At 59.6% G+C, this 16,809-nt stretch carries 22 protein-coding genes; 8 read left to right on the forward strand and 14 right to left on the reverse strand.

Annotated elements, in window-relative coordinates; translation table 11 throughout:
* Positions 1 to 86 precede the first annotated feature (86 nt).
* Together rimO and ACR0KW_RS05180 are read left to right on the forward strand one after the other, a co-directional pair.
* A complete protein-coding gene (rimO, locus tag ACR0KW_RS05175; RefSeq protein WP_480804034.1) occupies positions 87 to 1,475 on the forward strand; it encodes a 30S ribosomal protein S12 methylthiotransferase RimO in 1,389 nt (462 codons plus the stop codon).
* 104 nt (positions 1,476 to 1,579) lie between these two features.
* Positions 1,580 to 1,966, forward strand: coding sequence for a hypothetical protein (locus ACR0KW_RS05180; RefSeq protein WP_480804035.1), 387 nt, complete (start codon positions 1,580 to 1,582; stop codon positions 1,964 to 1,966).
* A gap of 16 nt (positions 1,967 to 1,982) precedes the next feature.
* On the opposite strand, the gene ACR0KW_RS05185 is transcribed toward ACR0KW_RS05180, so the two are convergent.
* Together ACR0KW_RS05185 and ACR0KW_RS05190 are read right to left on the reverse strand one after the other, a co-directional pair.
* Complete coding sequence (locus ACR0KW_RS05185; protein ID WP_480804036.1) at positions 1,983 to 2,339, reverse strand: diacylglycerol kinase; 357 nt, start codon at positions 2,337 to 2,339, stop codon at positions 1,983 to 1,985.
* Positions 2,340 to 2,468: 129 nt separating this feature from the next.
* Positions 2,469 to 2,657 carry a hypothetical protein gene (locus ACR0KW_RS05190; protein WP_170325890.1) on the reverse strand — a complete coding sequence of 63 codons (189 nt, stop codon included), beginning with the start codon at positions 2,655 to 2,657 and terminating at the stop codon, positions 2,469 to 2,471.
* Between the two features lie 229 nt (positions 2,658 to 2,886).
* On the opposite strand from ACR0KW_RS05190, the gene ACR0KW_RS05195 reads away from it, so the two are divergent.
* A complete protein-coding gene (locus ACR0KW_RS05195; protein WP_480804037.1) occupies positions 2,887 to 3,129 on the forward strand; it encodes a CDGSH iron-sulfur domain-containing protein in 243 nt (80 codons plus the stop codon).
* On the opposite strand, the gene ACR0KW_RS05200 is transcribed toward ACR0KW_RS05195, so the two are convergent.
* The 5 genes from ACR0KW_RS05200 to ACR0KW_RS05220 all read right to left on the reverse strand — a co-directional run bounded on the left by ACR0KW_RS05200 (position 3,130) and on the right by ACR0KW_RS05220 (position 5,065).
* Complete coding sequence (locus ACR0KW_RS05200) at positions 3,130 to 3,390, reverse strand: DUF6455 family protein (protein ID WP_170325892.1); 261 nt, start codon at positions 3,388 to 3,390, stop codon at positions 3,130 to 3,132.
* Complete coding sequence (locus tag ACR0KW_RS05205) at positions 3,387 to 3,659, reverse strand: DUF6455 family protein (protein ID WP_170325893.1); 273 nt, start codon at positions 3,657 to 3,659, stop codon at positions 3,387 to 3,389. The genes ACR0KW_RS05200 and ACR0KW_RS05205 overlap by 4 nt, the downstream gene beginning before the upstream one ends.
* Before the next feature lie 15 nt (positions 3,660 to 3,674).
* Entirely contained in the window at positions 3,675 to 3,926 is a 252-nt protein-coding gene (locus tag ACR0KW_RS05210; protein ID WP_480804038.1) for a DUF6455 family protein, read from the reverse strand.
* A 66-nt stretch (positions 3,927 to 3,992) separates the two neighbouring features.
* Entirely contained in the window at positions 3,993 to 4,361 is a 369-nt protein-coding gene (locus ACR0KW_RS05215) for a YigZ family protein (RefSeq protein WP_480804039.1), read from the reverse strand.
* On the reverse strand, positions 4,358 to 5,065 hold the full coding sequence (locus ACR0KW_RS05220) for a M48 family metallopeptidase (RefSeq protein ID WP_480804040.1): 708 nt from the start codon (positions 5,063 to 5,065) through the stop codon (positions 4,358 to 4,360). The genes ACR0KW_RS05215 and ACR0KW_RS05220 overlap by 4 nt, the downstream gene beginning before the upstream one ends.
* Before the next feature lie 121 nt (positions 5,066 to 5,186).
* On the opposite strand from ACR0KW_RS05220, the gene ACR0KW_RS05225 reads away from it, so the two are divergent.
* Positions 5,187 to 5,435, forward strand: a complete 249-nt coding sequence (locus ACR0KW_RS05225) for a hypothetical protein (RefSeq protein ID WP_170326025.1) — start codon at positions 5,187 to 5,189, stop codon at positions 5,433 to 5,435.
* On the opposite strand, the gene ACR0KW_RS05230 is transcribed toward ACR0KW_RS05225, so the two are convergent.
* The gene (locus tag ACR0KW_RS05230; protein ID WP_480804041.1) at positions 5,423 to 5,698 is read right to left on the reverse strand and encodes a DUF167 domain-containing protein; all 276 of its coding nucleotides are present in this window, start codon (positions 5,696 to 5,698) and stop codon (positions 5,423 to 5,425) included. The two genes, ACR0KW_RS05225 and ACR0KW_RS05230, sit on opposite strands and share 13 nt — an antisense overlap.
* A 137-nt stretch (positions 5,699 to 5,835) precedes the next feature.
* On the opposite strand from ACR0KW_RS05230, the gene ACR0KW_RS05235 reads away from it, so the two are divergent.
* Positions 5,836 to 6,414, forward strand: coding sequence for a nitroreductase family protein (locus tag ACR0KW_RS05235; protein WP_480804042.1), 579 nt, complete (start codon positions 5,836 to 5,838; stop codon positions 6,412 to 6,414).
* Entirely contained in the window at positions 6,414 to 7,109 is a 696-nt protein-coding gene (locus tag ACR0KW_RS05240) for an EI24 domain-containing protein (RefSeq protein WP_480804199.1), read from the forward strand. Before ACR0KW_RS05235 ends, ACR0KW_RS05240 begins: the two co-directional genes overlap by 1 nt.
* 3 nt (positions 7,110 to 7,112) lie before the next feature.
* Here the strand turns inward: ACR0KW_RS05240 and ACR0KW_RS05245 are convergent, their stop codons facing one another.
* Positions 7,113 to 7,388 (reverse strand): DUF1467 family protein, encoded by a 276-nt coding sequence (locus ACR0KW_RS05245; protein ID WP_170400548.1) that lies wholly within the window; start codon positions 7,386 to 7,388, stop codon positions 7,113 to 7,115.
* A gap of 16 nt (positions 7,389 to 7,404) precedes the next feature.
* Positions 7,405 to 7,809: a methylmalonyl-CoA epimerase gene (mce, locus tag ACR0KW_RS05250; RefSeq protein ID WP_170325901.1), complete on the reverse strand. Its 405-nt coding sequence runs from the start codon at positions 7,807 to 7,809 to the stop codon at positions 7,405 to 7,407.
* Between the two features lie 135 nt (positions 7,810 to 7,944).
* On the opposite strand from mce, the gene ACR0KW_RS05255 reads away from it, so the two are divergent.
* The gene (locus tag ACR0KW_RS05255; RefSeq protein WP_480804043.1) at positions 7,945 to 8,661 is read left to right on the forward strand and encodes a response regulator; all 717 of its coding nucleotides are present in this window, start codon (positions 7,945 to 7,947) and stop codon (positions 8,659 to 8,661) included.
* A gap of 190 nt (positions 8,662 to 8,851) precedes the next feature.
* Here ACR0KW_RS05255 and aspS read toward each other — a convergent pair whose 3' ends face one another.
* The 4 genes from aspS to ACR0KW_RS05275 form a co-directional block, all read right to left on the reverse strand.
* Positions 8,852 to 10,627 carry an aspartate--tRNA ligase gene (aspS, locus tag ACR0KW_RS05260; RefSeq protein WP_480804044.1) on the reverse strand — a complete coding sequence of 592 codons (1,776 nt, stop codon included), beginning with the start codon at positions 10,625 to 10,627 and terminating at the stop codon, positions 8,852 to 8,854.
* A gap of 79 nt (positions 10,628 to 10,706) precedes the next feature.
* A complete protein-coding gene (locus ACR0KW_RS05265) occupies positions 10,707 to 11,378 on the reverse strand; it encodes a CPBP family intramembrane glutamic endopeptidase (protein WP_480804045.1) in 672 nt (223 codons plus the stop codon).
* Positions 11,375 to 12,022, reverse strand: a complete 648-nt coding sequence (locus tag ACR0KW_RS05270; RefSeq protein WP_480804046.1) for an aminotransferase class IV family protein — start codon at positions 12,020 to 12,022, stop codon at positions 11,375 to 11,377. Before ACR0KW_RS05270 ends, ACR0KW_RS05265 begins: the two co-directional genes overlap by 4 nt.
* Positions 11,977 to 13,104 (reverse strand): aminodeoxychorismate synthase component I, encoded by a 1,128-nt coding sequence (locus ACR0KW_RS05275; protein WP_480804047.1) that lies wholly within the window; start codon positions 13,102 to 13,104, stop codon positions 11,977 to 11,979. The genes ACR0KW_RS05270 and ACR0KW_RS05275 overlap by 46 nt, the downstream gene beginning before the upstream one ends.
* Positions 13,105 to 13,280: 176 nt before the next feature.
* Between ACR0KW_RS05275 and carB the strand changes: the two genes are divergently transcribed.
* Positions 13,281 to 16,625, forward strand: coding sequence for a carbamoyl-phosphate synthase large subunit (carB, locus tag ACR0KW_RS05280; protein ID WP_480804048.1), 3,345 nt, complete (start codon positions 13,281 to 13,283; stop codon positions 16,623 to 16,625).
* Positions 16,626 to 16,809 lie beyond the last annotated feature (184 nt).

Below are 16,809 nucleotides of genomic sequence, written 5' to 3' on the forward strand. Positions count from 1 at the left end.
TCCGCTTATTGGGCATGCGTTAAAAAGATCATTCAAAGACTAGCCCGCATTTGCAAGGGGAAGCGTTCCCTACTATATGCCGCGCCATGACCACGAACCCGCCGAACCTCCGCCCCGACCTGGCACCCTCTGCCCGGATCACCGACACGCCGCGCCCGAACCAGCCCACGATTGGTATGGTGTCGTTGGGCTGCCCGAAGGCGCTGGTCGATAGTGAGCGGATTCTGACCCGCCTGCGGGCCGAAGGATACGGTATTTCACCGGACTATTCCGGGGCCGATGCCGTGATTGTGAACACCTGCGGGTTCCTCGACAGTGCCAAGGCCGAGTCGCTGGATGCCATTGGCGAGGCGTTGGTGGAAAATGGCAAGGTCATCGTGACCGGCTGTCTGGGGGCGGAACCGGACTACATCCGCGAGCATCACCCGCGCATCATGGCGGTGACGGGGCCGCATCAGTACGAACAGGTGCTGGATGCCGTCCATACGGCTGTCCCGCCCGATCCGGACCCCTTCGTGGACCTGCTGCCCGCGGCCAGTGTGCAACTGACCCCGCGCCACTATAGCTATCTCAAGATCTCCGAGGGCTGTAATCACAAGTGCAAGTTCTGCATCATTCCCGACATGCGCGGCAAACTGGCCAGCCGTCCGGCCCATGCGGTGCTGCGCGAGGCCGAAAAGCTGGTCGATAATGGCGTGCGCGAGCTTCTGGTGATTTCGCAGGACACCTCGGCCTATGGGCTGGATCGCAAATACGATGTGAACCCGTGGAAAGACCGCGAGGTGCGCAGCCACATCACCGATCTGGCGCGTGAGCTAGGGCAGTTGGATGCCTGGGTGCGACTGCACTACGTCTACCCGTACCCGCATGTGCGTGAGCTGATCCCGCTGATGGCGGATGCGGGATGCAACGTGCTGCCCTATTTGGACATCCCGTTCCAACACGCCCACCCGGACGTTCTGAAACGCATGGCCCGCCCGGCCGCGGCCGCCAAGACGCTGGACGAGATTGCCGCGTGGCGCGCGACCTGTCCCGACATTACCCTTCGGTCGACCTTCATCGTCGGTTACCCAAGCGAGACCGAAGCTGAATTCCAGACCCTTCTAGACTGGATGGATGAGGCACAGCTGGATCGCGTCGGCTGCTTCCAATACGAAAACGTGGATGGCGCGCGGTCGAACGACCTGCCTGATCACGTCCCGGCCGAGGTCAAGCAAGAACGCTGGGAGAGGTTCATGGAAAAGGCGCAGGCGATCTCTGAAGCCAAGCTGGCGGCAAAGGTTGGCCAGACCATCGACGTGATCGTGGACGAGGTCGATGACGAGGCCGCCACCTGCCGCACCAAGGCGGATGCCCCCGAGATCGACGGCAACCTGTTCATCGACGAAGGCTTTGAAGCCCTTAAACCCGGCGACATCGTCTCGGTCGAGGTCGACGAGGCCGGCGAATACGATCTGTGGGGCAAACTGATCTGACCCTGTCACCCGACCTCGGCAAAGCGTGAGCCGAGTTTATTGGCCTTTTCTGCACGATTCGTGGATCATGACAGGACATTCCGCCTTGTGTGAAGGAGGGTTCAATGTCCTGTCTGCGCCCCTTTGGCCTGAAATGTATCGTGGTAATTCTGGCGACCCAGCTTTCTACTGTTCCCGCAATTGCTGAAAGCATCAGCTCGGGCGGTTTCATAGTCATCGGCTCCAAACAGCTGAGCCTTCATCTTCGCAGCACGCACCATGTGCACAGGTACTATGGCGCGCCCAAAGCTCACTACCCCAAGGCTAAGGTTTATCATCACAAGCCCAAACCCAAGGTCCACTATCAAAAGACCAGGCCCAGGGTGTATTACGTGAAGCCGAAAAAACGGCACCACCGTTCGGCGCGCGGCTTCCCCAATAGACACGCCTCGCCTTACCACATACCGCAAAACTACGGCATTCAGCGGCGGGGTTATCGCTTTGGCTGGTAGGAAAACAGTCGTTTCTTCAGAACAGGCTGACAAGCCCGACAATCCAGGCCACCCCGGTGGCCACGGCTGTCAACGCGACGGCCGCGCTGGCAGCATCCTTGGCCTGACCGGCCAGTTCACTATGGTTGGTTGAGGTGTGATCAACAGCACGCTCAATCGCGGTGTTGAGCAATTCAATTACCAGAACAAGCAGCCCCAAGACCAGTATCAACGCACGAATTCCGTCGTCCAATGGCAGCCAAAGCGCCAAAGCTGCGGATATCAGGTTCGCCCAAACCCATGTCCGGAACGAGTATTCCGCGTGCCATGTTGCGACGACACCCTGCCAGCTCCAGCGGGTGCGGTCCTTGAGACGGGTAAAAAAGATTCTCATCTGCCCTCGACTTTTTGGCTGAAACTGAAACCGGAATCGTGTCCTGCAGACAAGAAAAAACCGCCCCGCGGGCGGCCGTGTCGGTGAAATTTGTGCGGGCGGCTCAGGTAAAAGCCGCCCGCGGAATTCTTATTGTGCGACCGGATTACAGACGGTCTGACCAGCTTCGGTCGTGGCCAACTCGGTACCCGCCGGGCAGCTCGGCGTGCCGTACTTGTCGTACTCAGGCGTAATGTAAACCGGGGCCGGCTCTTCCTGTTGCGAGCAAGCAGCCAAAACAAGGGCAAATGCACCAACGGCAGCAAATTTAAGTTTCATGTCCGTCATTCCTCTATTAATTTCCTGATATTGCCCAAGAATCCGGGGCCGAGCACAGAATAGGGCCTTGATTGTATTTTTGCAACGAAATCAATCACGCGTTTGTGAGCAAAGGCGGAACCACGCTTGTAACCCCCTCAGAAACAGCGGATTTATGAGCAATTACTACCGTTCTCCACGTATCGTTCTACAGTGTTGAGGTGACACCAGCCAAGGACGGAGTAGCCCCATGTCAGACAGCCCCACCATCGCCCAAAAAGGCCCCTTCCCGGTTGAGGTGACCGAAGGGAAAAGCTATTTCTGGTGTGCATGTGGCCAATCCAAACGACAACCGTTTTGCGACGGATCGCACAAGGGCACCGAGTTTGAGCCGATCAAATACACCGCGGACAGCAGCAAGAAAGTATTTTTCTGTGGGTGCAAACACAGCACGAATCCGCCGCTGTGTGACGGGACTCACTCCAAGGTCTGATTAGGACTTCAACCCGTTTAACAGATCGGCATTGGCGCAAAAATCCGGGGCCGCGCGGGCCTCGGACTGTTGTTCCGACAACCAGATTGCGCATTGGCCACTGCAATTCGAAGCCCGGCAGCGAGTCACCAATTCAGCATATCGATCCGGTGACAGTCGACCTTCGGCCATTGCTTCGGTCAGCGAGATGTTCATGCACCTCGCCACAGACCGGGTGAGCCAAAAGTGTTTCTCGACATCTCCCAGAGCAACCCGTTTCATGCGTTTTCCTGCTCTAACGTTGTTTTCAGCGCCGCAAACCGTTGCCGGTTGCTGCAGGTATGCGGAGCACCGACCACGGTTTCATGTTGATCGAGCCAGTCGGGACACCGGTTGGCCCAGCTGCAGCCCCGGCAGTATTGGATCATCTCTGCCCAGTCCTGCTGGGTCAGGTGCCCTTTCTGATGCGCCTCGACCATGTCCGTTCCGGTCACCTGTCCCATATGCAGGACAAGACGCAGATGAGTCATGATCTCTCCGAGATGCGGCATCGAACTCTCCTGTCGTTAGGGGGCGAGCCTGCCAAGCAGTTCCTGATTGCGGCAATATTCCGGCGTACGGGCCACATGGGTGGGCTGGTCCAGAAAACGCAGGCAATGGCCGGGATTCGGGCAGTCCGTGCAGTTCAGCACGGCGTCGGACAACTGGTCGATCGAAACGTCACCGCCGATCGCCGCCTCTTGCAAATCAACCCCAAGCTTGGTCGCCATTCGGTCCACCAGACCGGCATGGAGTTTCAGAACTTCACGGTTGGGCATCGAAGATCCTTTCTGTCGCGTCCAGAACAGGATAACTCAACATCCCAAATGGGCCTTTGACTCAGGTCAAGGCCCTATTCCGATGTGATCCAGATAGGCGCGGGTGGCGTCCTGCACCCGGCGGAAACGATCTCCGCCCAGCTTTTTTCCGCCGTACCAGCGGGTGACAATCACCACGTGGCTCTGCATCTCGGCGCGTTCCAGCATACGCAGGATCACCATGCCCGCACCGCTTTCGCCGTCATCCGCCTTGAGCGCTCCCGTGGGCAAAACTGCTGCCCAGGTGTTGTGCGTCGCCTTGGCATAAGCCTTGTCCGACTTGAGGTCCTGCAGCACCGCATCGACATCGGCACGCGTGCTGACGGTCGCACCCGAAACGGCATATTTCGACCCGCGGTCTGTCAGGATCACCCCCAGCCGTGTCAAAGATGTCATTGCGATAGCCCCAGTTGCCTTGCTGTCTCCAAAACGATCTGAACCCGCTCTGCGTTTGGGGGATGCGTGCTCAGAAACTTATCGGCTGGATCGGGAAGCCGGTCGAAATACTTTGCGCCGATCAGCGGATTGTACCCCGCGTTATAAGTGATGATGGTGCCCAACTGATCCGCTTCCAGCTCAAATGTCTTCACGTTGACCTGCACCCCAACTTCGGCCCCAAGTTTCTGAGTACGTTCCAGGTCTTTCCCGTTTTCGCCGTGCAGCTTGCCCAGATCGTTGAAGATCGCCGCACTTTCCTGCGCATTTTTGGATTGCCGGTCGATATGTCCCAAAACATGATGCGCCGCTTCATGCCCCATCACAAAAGCCAGCTCATCGGCGTTTTGCGCCGATTGGATCATCGACCGGGTAAAGATGATCACCGGCTGATCATTGTCATCCAGCGTCTGAAACGCGTTGGCCTGAGCACGCGGGTTCAAATCGACAAGAACCGTGAAATCGCAATTGTCGACCCGAGCCTGTCGCAAACACTCTGCTCGGGCCTCTTTGCTCACCGCGCTGTTAACCTCGCGAAAGACTGCGGCGCTGGCGGATTCGGCAGACGTGAACCCACGCCATTCCGAGGCAGGCGCCACGCGCAGCCTGTCCGTCGCACATGCTGACAACAACAGGGAAACAAAAAGAAAAAAGAAAGAGCGCATCAAGTGTCCTCTGAGCCGGTCAGGCGTTGATCTCACCATAGCCGCAGCAATCAGGTTGTACCATTGCGGTCTGGGTTGGAAACGGGTTGCATTGCAGTTCCTTGCCCTGCACTCTCGCCACATGTTTTCGATTGAGCATGAATTCGACTCGACAGTCATTACTCTGGTGGACGAAGGCGAAAAGCCTTTGCAAGAGGATGTCGTCATCAACAGCTTCGCCGAATGTGTGACGCTTGAGCAATTGGACCCCCGTACGGACCAAATTCAAAAAATAACCTTGTCGCCCGAACAGGTGCGCGATCTGGCTGCTGCGCTGGACCTGCCCGAGGGCGTGTATCAGATCCACGAAAGACCGGATCAGGGCGCATAGACAAACAGCTTGTCGCGTGCGGTCTGCCCCTGTTTCAGGGTCAAGTCGGACGGGGCCACGCCCAAGGCCGTGGCCAGTATTCGTCGCACCGCGTCATTTGCTTTGCCGTTCTCGGGCGGGGCAGTCACGGTTATGCGGATTGCGCCCTTATCCACCACAATACTGTCTTTCGCCGCTTTGGGCGTCACCCGGACCGGAATCGCCGTGCCGGGTGTGGCATGGGCGCTTAAGTCCGGCACATCGCGCAGTTTTGGTTTCGCCATCTTTTTCCTCTTGCTCGCAAACACTCTTGCACGAGCGTTCGGGGAATGAAATTGATCCCACATCTCCAGCTGCTTGCACTTGAAACGCGCCAGAGGCTCAACCAGATACAGACTGCCCATGTAAAGGAAGTTAACATATGTCCTTGAAGAACCCGGCCGCCCTGGAATTTCTGCAATCGCGCCGCTCGCGCCCCGCGAAAACTCTGGTCGCTCCGGCCCCGACACGAGAAGAGCTGCTGCCCCTGCTGACCGCCGCGGCCCGGAGCCCGGATCACGGCAAGCTGGAGCCGTGGCGTTTTATCGTTCTCGAGAAGGGCACAATGGACCGCCTGTCGGCACTGACGCAAGACTGTGGCACGCGGCTTGGTAAAGCCCCCGAGGACATCGTGAAGGCCCGCAGCCAGTTCGACATGGGCCATCTGGCCGTGGCGGTGATCGAGGTTCAGAAGCCGTCGGAAAAAGTCCCGGCCATCGAACAGACTTATTCCGCTGGTGCCGTGTGTCTGGCGCTTCTGAATGCAGCCCTTGCGGCCGGTTGGGGCGCAAACTGGCTGTCCGGCTGGCAGGTCCATGACGCCGAGTTCTGTCGGCAGGCTTTTGGGTTGCAAGGCAACGAACGCGTCGCTGGCCTGATCCACATCGCCACCGAAGGCAAAGCCCCTCCGGAACGTCCACGCCCCGATATGGCGGCGCTGACCGAGTGGGTTTCTGAATGATGATCCTCAACGCGTTCTTTGCAGCGCTTGGCCAGATCGGAGACCCAAAGTTCCGCGCCGTCTTGCTGCGCGGAGTAGGTCTGACAATTGCCCTGCTGGTCGCCGCCTGCGCCGGTGCAATCTGGTTGATCAACTGGCTGTCGGGCGACGAGATTTCACTGCCCTGGATCGGTGCCGTGCCTTGGCTGAACGACGTGTTGAACTATTCCGGTATCTTTTTGGTGCTGATCCTACCGGTGTTCCTGATGATGCCGGTCGCCTCTGCCATCATCTCGATGTTTTTGGAAGAGGTCGCACAGGCGGTCGAGGACAAGCACTATCCCACCCTGCCCGCCGTACCTGGCATCCCGTTCAGCGAAGGGATGCGCGACGCGATGAGTTTTATGGGCGTGTTGGTCGTCGCCAACCTGCTGGCACTGATCCTTTATGCGATCTTCACGCCGCTGGCCCCGTTCATTTTCTGGGCAATGAACGGGTTCCTGCTGGGGCGAGAGTATTTCACGCTGGCGGCCATGCGCCGCATCGGGCGAGACGGAGCGCGCAAATTACGCGCAAAACACACACCCACAATCTGGCTGGCGGGCACCCTGATGGCCATCCCGCTGTCGGTGCCTCTGGTGAATCTGGTGATCCCGATCCTTGGGGCCGCGACCTTCACACATATCTTTCACAAGCTGTCAGGGCCTACGCCCTGACGCTTACTCGCGCGGTTCAAGCTGGTTCAGCCAATCGAAATCGCGCACCGAGATCACGCCCGAGATGATGATCCCGGCGATGATCGCCCAGAGCACCACCGAAATCCCGGTGGTGATCCAGAGCTTTTTCTTCATGTGATGCACTTCCGGCGCGCCCGCATGGGTACCCGGAACGATGTCCCCCAGATCACCTTGCGTCTTGATGCGGATCGGCAGCACGATCAACAGCGTCATGAACCAGATGACGGCAAACAGAACCAATGCGGCGGTGATCGTCATGACAACCTCGCTTGGGTCAGACCTGTTCCAGCTCGACCAGGCAGCCGTTGAAATCCTTGGGGTGCAGGAACAGCACCGGCTTGCCATGCGCGCCGATCTTGGGCTCTCCGGACCCCAGAACGCGGGCACCAGTCTCTTTCAGGTGGTCACGGGCGGCGATGATGTCATCGACCTCATAGCAGACATGGTGAATGCCACCGGCCGGGTTCTTTTCCAGAAACCCGTTGATCGGGCTGTCATCGCCCAGCGGGTAGAGCAGTTCGATCTTGGTGTTGGGCAGTTCGATGAACACCACGGTCACGCCATGATCGGGTTCGTCCTGCGGTGCCCCAACCTTGGCACCCAGCGCGCTGCGATACTGCTCGGATGCTGCCTCAAGATCAGGCACAGCAATGGCGACATGGTTCAGACGACCAATCATGGAACTCTCCTCCGTTTCTGCGTTGCAGCGGTTATGGGGGCTGTTTGGGCAAAGAACAAGTGCGCCAAATTGCCGTTAACGTCGTGTTAGCCAGAACTTCCTAGCGTGGGGCATCTGCTGATTAGGAGTTCTGCCATGGACGATTCGAGCCCCTTCGCCTCTCCCGCGCAGCCGACGGCCACGCGGCCTCTGCTGGGTCAAACCATTCTGGTTGTCGAAGACAGCCGCTATGCCTGTGACGCGATCCGGCTGATGTGCCTTCACAGTGGCGCCCGTATCCGGCGCGCGGATTGCCTGACCTCGGCGCGGCGTCATCTGCAGATATACCGCCCTTCGGTCATTCTGGTGGATATCGGCCTGCCGGATGGCTCCGGCTCCGAATTGATCGCCGAACTGACCGAGGCCAGCCCGCGCATCGGCGCAATTTTGGGGATGTCCGGCGATGATCACGCGCAGGACTCTGCGCTGCAGGCCGGGGCCGATGGTTTCTTGCACAAACCTCTGAAGTCACTTTCCCACTTTCAGAAGTTCATTCTGGAAAACCTGCCTGAGGATCGCCGCCCCAACAGTCTGCACGCGGTTCGGGATGAGGTCATTCGCCCCGACCCGATGGCCTATCAAGACGACATGGCACATATCGCGGACGTTCTGGCGGGGCCGAACGATCACCGTACATTGGATTATGCGGCGCAATTCCTGCGCGGTGTTGCCCGCGACGCCGAAGATACGATTCTGGCGGATGCAGCGCAGAAACTGGCGGAATCGCGTGCGGGTGGTACACCAGTCACGGCTCTGGCTGCGCAAGTTGCCGGCATCGTTCAGGCGCGTCTGGAACAGCGCGAGGCGATCTGAGATGGCAACGGCATACTTCCTGACCGCCACGCTCCTGAGCATCTGGGCTTACTATCAGACCAGAACAACAGCTCGGAATATTCGTATGGCGCGTGGTACACGCCCCTGCCCTTTGTGCTTAGCAACGCATTCAGGCGCGGCACCCCCATCAAAAGAAAAACCCGCCGCAGGGTCTGCGACGGGTCGTTGATCAATCCTGCGGGATGATGCGCAATCCCAGTTCCATCAACTGATCCGAGGTCGGATCGGATGGCGCGTCCATCATCAGGTCTTCGGCGCGCTGGTTCATCGGGAACATCATGACCTCGCGGATGTTGGCCTCATCTGCCAGCAACATCACGATCCGGTCGATCCCGGCAGCACAGCCACCGTGCGGCGGGGCACCATAGTGGAAAGCGCTGAACAGGGCGCCAAAGCGGGATTTCACTTCATCCTCGCCATAGCCTGCCAGCTCAAATGCCTTCAACATGATCTCGGGCTTGTGGTTCCGGATCGCACCCGACACCAGCTCATAGCCGTTGCAGGCCAGGTCATATTGATAGCCACGCACGTCCAGCGGATTGCCGTTCAGAGCTTCCAAACCACCTTGCGGCATCGAAAACGGGTTGTGTTCGAAATCGATCGCGCCGGTTTCTTCGTCCTGCTCGTAGATCGGGAAATCCACGATCCAGGCAAAGGCAAAGCGATCTTTCTCGGTCAGGTTCAGCTCGTCGCCGATCACATCGCGCGCCTTGCCCGCGACTTTCTCAAAGGCTTTCGGCTTGCCACCCAGGAAGAACGCGGCATCGCCGACGCCCAGCCCCAGTTGCTGACGGATCGCTTCGGTGCGCTCGGGGCCGATGTTCTTGGCCAGCGGACCTGCGGCCTCCATCCCTTCACCCTGGTCACGCCAGAAGATGTAACCCATGCCGGGCAGACCCTCTTTTTGCGCAAAGGCGTTCATGCGGTCACAGAATTTGCGGCTGCCGCCCGTCGGCGCGGGGATGGCGCGAATCTCGGTGCCTTCCTGCTCCAACAGCTTCGCGAAAATCGCGAAGCCAGACCCGCGGAAGTGGTCGGAGACCACTTGCATTTTAATAGGATTGCGCAGGTCCGGCTTGTCGGTGCCGTACCACAGGGCCGCATCCTTGTAGGAAATCTGCGGCCACTCCTGATCGACCTTGCGACCACCGCCGAACTCTTCGAACACGCCGGTCAGAACAGGCTGGATCGTGTCGAATACGTCCTGCTGTTCGACAAACGACATCTCTAGGTCAAGCTGGTAGAAATCGGTGGGCGAGCGGTCAGCACGCGGGTCTTCGTCGCGGAAGCATGGTGCGATCTGGAAATACTTGTCGAAGCCCGACACCATGATCAGCTGTTTGAACAGCTGCGGTGCCTGGGGCAGCGCGTAGAACTTGCCCGGATGCAGACGCGACGGCACCAGAAAGTCGCGCGCACCTTCGGGCGAAGACGCGGTGATGATCGGCGTCTGATACTCGCGGAAGCCTTGGTCCCACATGCGTTTGCGCATCGAGGCCACAACGTCCGAACGCAGGGTCATGTTCTGCTGCATCGCCTCGCGCCGCAGGTCCAGATAGCGATAGCGCAGACGGGTTTCTTCGGGGTATTCCTGATCGCCGAACACCATCAGCGGCAGTTCGTCGGCAGCGCCCAGAACTTCCAGTTCGCGCACGTAAACTTCGATCTCGCCGGTCGGCAGCTTCGGGTTCACCAGCTCGGGGTCGCGCGCTTTGACGTTGCCGTCGATGCGGATACACCATTCGGAGCGGACTTTCTCAAGCTCGGCAAACGCCGCGCTGTCGCCGTCACACAGAACCTGCGTTACTCCGAAATGGTCGCGCAGGTCGATGAACAGCACGCCGCCGTGATCTCGGACACGATGCACCCAACCGGACAGGCGGACGGTTTCACCGACATTGGCGGCGGTCAGAGCGGCGCAGGTGTGGCTGCGATAGGCGTGCATGGATCATATCCCTTCGGGCGCAGAATTCGTCGCGCCGATACACCCCGTCAGGCTTGGAAAGTCAAGGCAGGTATACTGCTCAAAACGGCCTTTGTACGTTGCCCGAGTAGAAATAGATGCCCAGACCGGCAGCAAAGATGATGTTCCCCGCAATCGCATGCAGCAGGACGGCATAGAAAAACGATCCGCGCCTGCGATAGGCCCAGGTGAACAGCAGCCCTCCGGCAAAGGTCATGAAGGCAACAATCCAGCTCCAATACATCAGATGCGCCAGCGAAAAGAGTGCGGCGTTCAGCAGATAAGACGACCGCCCATTCGGCAGGATCGCGTGGTAGCGGCGGAAGAACAGCGAGCGGAACAGAAGTTCTTGCGGCAAGGCCGACAGCAGCGGATAGCCAAGCCAGATAACCAGCAGAAACTCAGGCCGGTTACGCAGCAGAAAGAACGCGGCCTCGGGCCGGGTGGCCATCACAAGGACGGCGCAGAAAGAGGTCATCGCTACCGCGAATAACGTGACTTCGCCCCACGACCAGTTGCGCCAGTTGTATCGCAACTCGGCCCAGGCAAAACCCGGCGTGAAATGCAAAAGCACAATACCGATGGCCGTGAAGGCAAACAGCGACGGGAACATCCAGTTCGGAGGGAAAAACACCGCGATCAACACCGGTACGGCGATGAAGAACAGCCCAAATTCCAGTCGCAACCGCAGATGTGGGACTGCGCTGTCCGCCCATTCGGTTTGTTTGCTCACTGTTCTGCCAACTCCGCCCGGATCAGACCACGCAAGGAATTTCCCATATAGATTTTTGATGCGTTTTTCAGGTCGGTCAAGGTCAGGGTGGCTTCGGCAACCTGTTTATTATCCAGCAGTTCTTCGCGCAGGATGCCCGGCAGGACACCACTGGTCAAAGCAGGCGTCAGGCGGCGGCCATCGGGCATATGCAGAAACAGGTTGGTGATGGTGCCTTCGCACAGCTCATTGCGTTCATTCAGGAAAAGAACCTCGTCGGTCCCATCAGGCAAGGACGCACGGGCAGTGTCATAAAGCGCGCGTTGGGTCGTTTTGTGCCGCAACCAGATGTCGTCTGCGGTCAGGCGGGTCTGAGCAATCGCCACCCGCCAGACCGGAGGGTTATCGGCCAGCGCCCCGGTTGTCACGTCCAGTTGCCCCTCAGCGCCCAGCGTCAACCGACAGCGCAGCGGTGACACGCCCGCCACCGCATCCAGTTGTTCGGCGGCCAAGGCATCATCGAATGGAAAACCAAACGCCTTGGCCGAGCGCGCCATGCGGGCCAGATGCCGGTCCCGCCGCACAAATCCCTGCCCCGGCCGAAAAGCCAGCGTTTCAATCAGGCGGAAGTCAGGGTCAGTTGGTGCGCAAAGCGGGCTTTCCATAGCGCTTCCTCATATTCCGATGGGGCCGTGCTGTCCCAAACCACACCGCCGCCCACGTTCAGCGTGGCTTTGCCATCCTCAACCATCAGCGTGCGGATCGCCACATTGAACTCGGACCGTCCATCCGGCGCGGCCCAACCGATGGCGCCGCAATAGATATCGCGGGGCCAGGGTTCGAGGTCGGACAAAATCTCCATCGCGCGGATCTTCGGCGCGCCAGTGATCGAACCGCAGGGGAACAGGGCCATTAAGATATCTGACAGTTCCGCCCCCAGATGCAGTTGTGCCTGCACCAGCGAGATCATCTGATGCACGGTGGCGTAGGTCTCGACCTTGAACAGCTCAGGCACCTTGACCGAACCGGGCAGCGCGACGCGGCTGATATCGTTACGCAGAAGGTCCACGATCATCAGGTTCTCGGCCCGGTTCTTATCGTCGGTCGAGAGGAAGGCGCGGCGGCGCGCGTCTTCGGCCATATCTTCGCTGCGGGGCTGGGTGCCTTTCATCGGGCGGGTTTCAATCATCCGGTCCGCATCGGTGCGAAAGAACAACTCGGGGGAACGGCTTAGCAGATCGGGCAGACCGTCCTGCTCGACCAACGCGCCATGACCCACCGGCTGACCCGAGGCCAGCGCGGCATACAACTCGGCGCTCTCGCCCTCGACGGTCAGGTCAATTGGGAATGTCAGGTTGGCCTGATAGATATCCCCGGCCCCGATGGCATCGTGGACCTGCTGGAATGCACGAGTATAACGCGCCTCATCCCAGCGCGGCTCAAAACCGGTTACACCGCCCACCGCTCGGGGCAGATCACGTTGCGCAGGTGCATCATAGACGCCAAAGCACAGCAGAGGCAGGCGGCGGTCTTGTGGCAAACGGTCGGCCAGACGGGGCTCCAGCGCATAGCCCAGTTCATAGCTGGCATAGCCCGCCAGCCACGCACCCTCGGCGCGCGCCTCGTCCAGCGCCTCCAGCGCGTGGGGCACGTCCTCCGCCTTGTCTGCGCGGATCACATTGGCAGGCCGGTCGAAACTGGTTCCGGACCCGGCTGGCCCCTGATCAAAACGAATACGCAATTGCATCCTCATTTGCCGTGTTGCGCGGTATAGAGAATACGGCGGCAAGGGAAAGAGGGGAAAGCGGCAATTTCACACCCAATTCCGATACCCCTTGAACCTTTTCGCGCGGTCCCTATAACGCAGGACAATTTGGGCGCTTGGGGGCGCCCTGACTCGCGAACAATCGAAGGAACGTGGCCATGCCGAGAAGAACCGACATCAAGTCGATCATGATCATCGGGGCGGGCCCCATTGTTATCGGTCAAGCCTGCGAGTTCGACTATTCCGGTGCTCAGGCCTGTAAGGCGCTGCGCGAAGAAGGATACCGGGTCATTCTGGTGAACTCAAACCCGGCCACGATCATGACCGATCCCGGGTTGGCGGACGCCACCTATATCGAGCCGATCACCCCCGAAGTTGTCGCCAAGATCATCGAGAAGGAACGCCCCGACGCGCTGCTGCCCACGATGGGCGGGCAGACCGGCCTGAACACCTCGCTGGCGCTGGAAGAGATGGGCGTGCTGGACAAGTTCGGCGTTGAGATGATCGGCGCCAAGCGCGACGCCATCGAAATGGCCGAAGACCGCGCCCTGTTCCGCGAGGCGATGGATCGTCTGGGTCTTGAAAACCCCAAAGCGACCATCGTGACCGCCCCCAAGCGCGAGGACGGCAGCACAGACTTGGATGCAGGCGTTCAAATGGCGCTGGACGAGTTGGAAGAGATCGGCCTACCCGCCATCATCCGCCCCGCATTTACGTTGGGCGGCACCGGCGGCGGTGTGGCTTATAACCGTGAGGATTACATCCATTTCTGCCGCTCAGGCATGGATGCCTCGCCGGTGAACCAGATCCTCGTCGACGAAAGCCTGCTGGGCTGGAAAGAATATGAGATGGAGGTGGTGCGCGACACCGCCGACAACGCCATCATCGTCTGCTCGATTGAGAACGTCGATCCGATGGGCGTGCATACCGGTGACTCGATCACCGTGGCCCCTGCCCTGACCCTGACCGACAAAGAGTACCAGATCATGCGCAACGGCTCGATCGCTGTTCTGCGTGAGATCGGCGTGGAAACTGGCGGTTCGAACGTGCAATGGGCGATCAACCCCGATGATGGCCGGATGGTTGTGATCGAGATGAACCCCCGCGTGTCGCGTTCCTCAGCGCTGGCGTCCAAGGCGACCGGTTTCCCGATTGCCAAGATCGCCGCGAAACTGGCCGTCGGCTATACGCTGGATGAGTTGGACAACGATATCACCAAGGTCACCCCGGCCTCGTTCGAGCCGACCATTGACTATGTCGTCACCAAGATCCCGAAATTCGCGTTCGAGAAATTCCCGGGATCGGAACCCTATCTCACCACCGCGATGAAGTCGGTGGGTGAGGCGATGTCCATTGGCCGCACGATCCACGAATCGATGCAGAAGGCGCTGGCCTCGATGGAATCGGGTCTGACCGGGTTTGACGAAATCGAAATCCCCGGCCTGAACGTGGGCCTCTGGGACGAAGCCGACGACAAGGCCGCAGTGATCAAAGCGATCAGCCAGCAGACGCCCGACCGTCTGCGTACCATCGCGCAGGCCATGCGTCACGGTCTGTCCGACGATGAAATCTTCGGCGTCACCAAGTTCGACCCGTGGTTCCTGGCCCGCATCCGCGAGATCATCGAGGCCGAGCGTCAGGTGCGCAAGGATGGCCTGCCGGTGACCGAGGAAGGCATCCGCAAACTGAAAATGCTGGGCTTCACCGATGCGCGCTTGGGCAACCTGACCGGCCGTGAAGAAGACAACGTCCGCCGCGCCCGCCGCAATCTGGGTGTGAAGGCCGTGTTCAAACGCATCGACACCTGTGCCGCCGAGTTCGAAGCGCAGACGCCCTATATGTACTCGACCTATGAAGCCCCAATGATGGGTGAGGTCGAGTGTGAGGCCCGCCCGAGCGACCGCAAGAAGGTTGTCATCCTTGGCGGTGGTCCGAACCGGATCGGTCAGGGCATCGAGTTCGATTACTGCTGCTGCCACGCCTGCTTTGCGCTGACCGAGGCTGGGTATGAAACCATCATGGTCAACTGTAATCCCGAGACGGTCTCGACCGACTATGACACGTCGGACCGGCTGTACTTCGAGCCACTGACCTTCGAACACGTCATGGAAATCCTGACGAAAGAGCAGGAAAACGGCACCCTGCACGGCGTCATCGTTCAGTTCGGCGGCCAGACGCCGTTGAAACTGGCCAACGCGTTGGAAGCTGAAGGCATTCCGATCCTCGGCACCACGCCGGACGCGATTGACCTGGCCGAAGACCGTGAACGGTTCCAGGCGCTGGTCAACGATCTGGGCCTGAAACAGCCGAAAAACGGCATCGCCTCGACCGATGAGCAGGCGCTGGCCATTGCAGAAGACATCGGCTTCCCGCTGGTGATCCGCCCCTCTTATGTTCTGGGCGGCCGCGCGATGGAAATCGTCCGCGATATGGATCAGCTGAAACGCTATATCAACGAGGCCGTGGTGGTTTCCGGCGACAGTCCCGTTCTGTTGGACAGCTATCTGGCTGGCGCGGTAGAGCTGGACGTGGATGCGCTGTGCGACGGCACCGACGTGCACGTGGCAGGCATCATGCAGCATATTGAAGAGGCGGGCGTCCACTCGGGCGACTCGGCCTGTTCGCTGCCGCCCTACTCGCTGTCGAAAGAGATCATCGGCCAGATCAAGGATCAGGCATTCAAACTGGCCAAAGCGCTGAACGTCGTGGGTCTGATGAACGTGCAGTTTGCGATCAAGGATGATGAGATTTACCTGATCGAAGTGAACCCGCGTGCGTCGCGCACCGTGCCGTTCGTGGCCAAGGCCACCGACAGCGCGATTGCCTCCATTGCCGCGCGTGTGATGGCCGGCGAGAAACTGTCGAACTTCCCGATGCGCCCGCCGTATCAAGAAGGCAAGGACACCAAGATCGCCGATCAGATGACGCTGGCCGACCCGGACATGCCCTGGTTCTCGGTGAAAGAGGCCGTGCTGCCCTTTGCCCGTTTCCCCGGTGTCGATACGATTCTGGGCCCGGAAATGCGCTCGACCGGTGAGGTCATGGGCTGGGACCGCGACTTCCCGCGCGCCTTCCTCAAGGCGCAGATGGGGGCCGGTATGGTTCTGCCGTCCTCGGGTCGCGCCTTCATCTCGATCAAGGATGCCGACAAGACGGCCGCAATGCTCGAGGCCGCGCAGGTCCTGACCGAGCAAGGGTTCAAGCTGATTGCGACCCGTGGCACGCAAAGCTGGCTGTCCAACCACGGCGTGGACTGTGACGTTGTGAACAAGGTCTATGAGGGCCGTCCGGACGTGGTAGACATGCTGAAAGACGGTCAGGTTCAGCTGTTGATGAACACCACCGAAGGCGCTCAGGCGGTCGAGGACAGCAAGTCCATCCGCTCGATCGCTCTGTATGACAAGATCCCATACTTCACCACTGCCGCCGCAAGCCATGCAGCCGCGCTGGCGATCAAGGCGCAGGCCGAAGGGGATGTCGAGGTGAAATCGCTGCAGGGCTGACCGGCCCGAAACCGCTTAAATGCAACACATTTTACGCGCCCGTTGACCCCAGGTCTTCGGGAGCGCATCTTTTCTGCAAACGAGCAGAAGGAAAAAGAAATGCGCAGGTTTATGGTATTCGCCGCTTTGATGACGCTGGCCGCATGTGACGTACCGCTGGTTCCGCTGATCTGACGCTTCGGCA

It is taken from the genome of Ruegeria sp. CG11, from assembly GCF_056537245.1.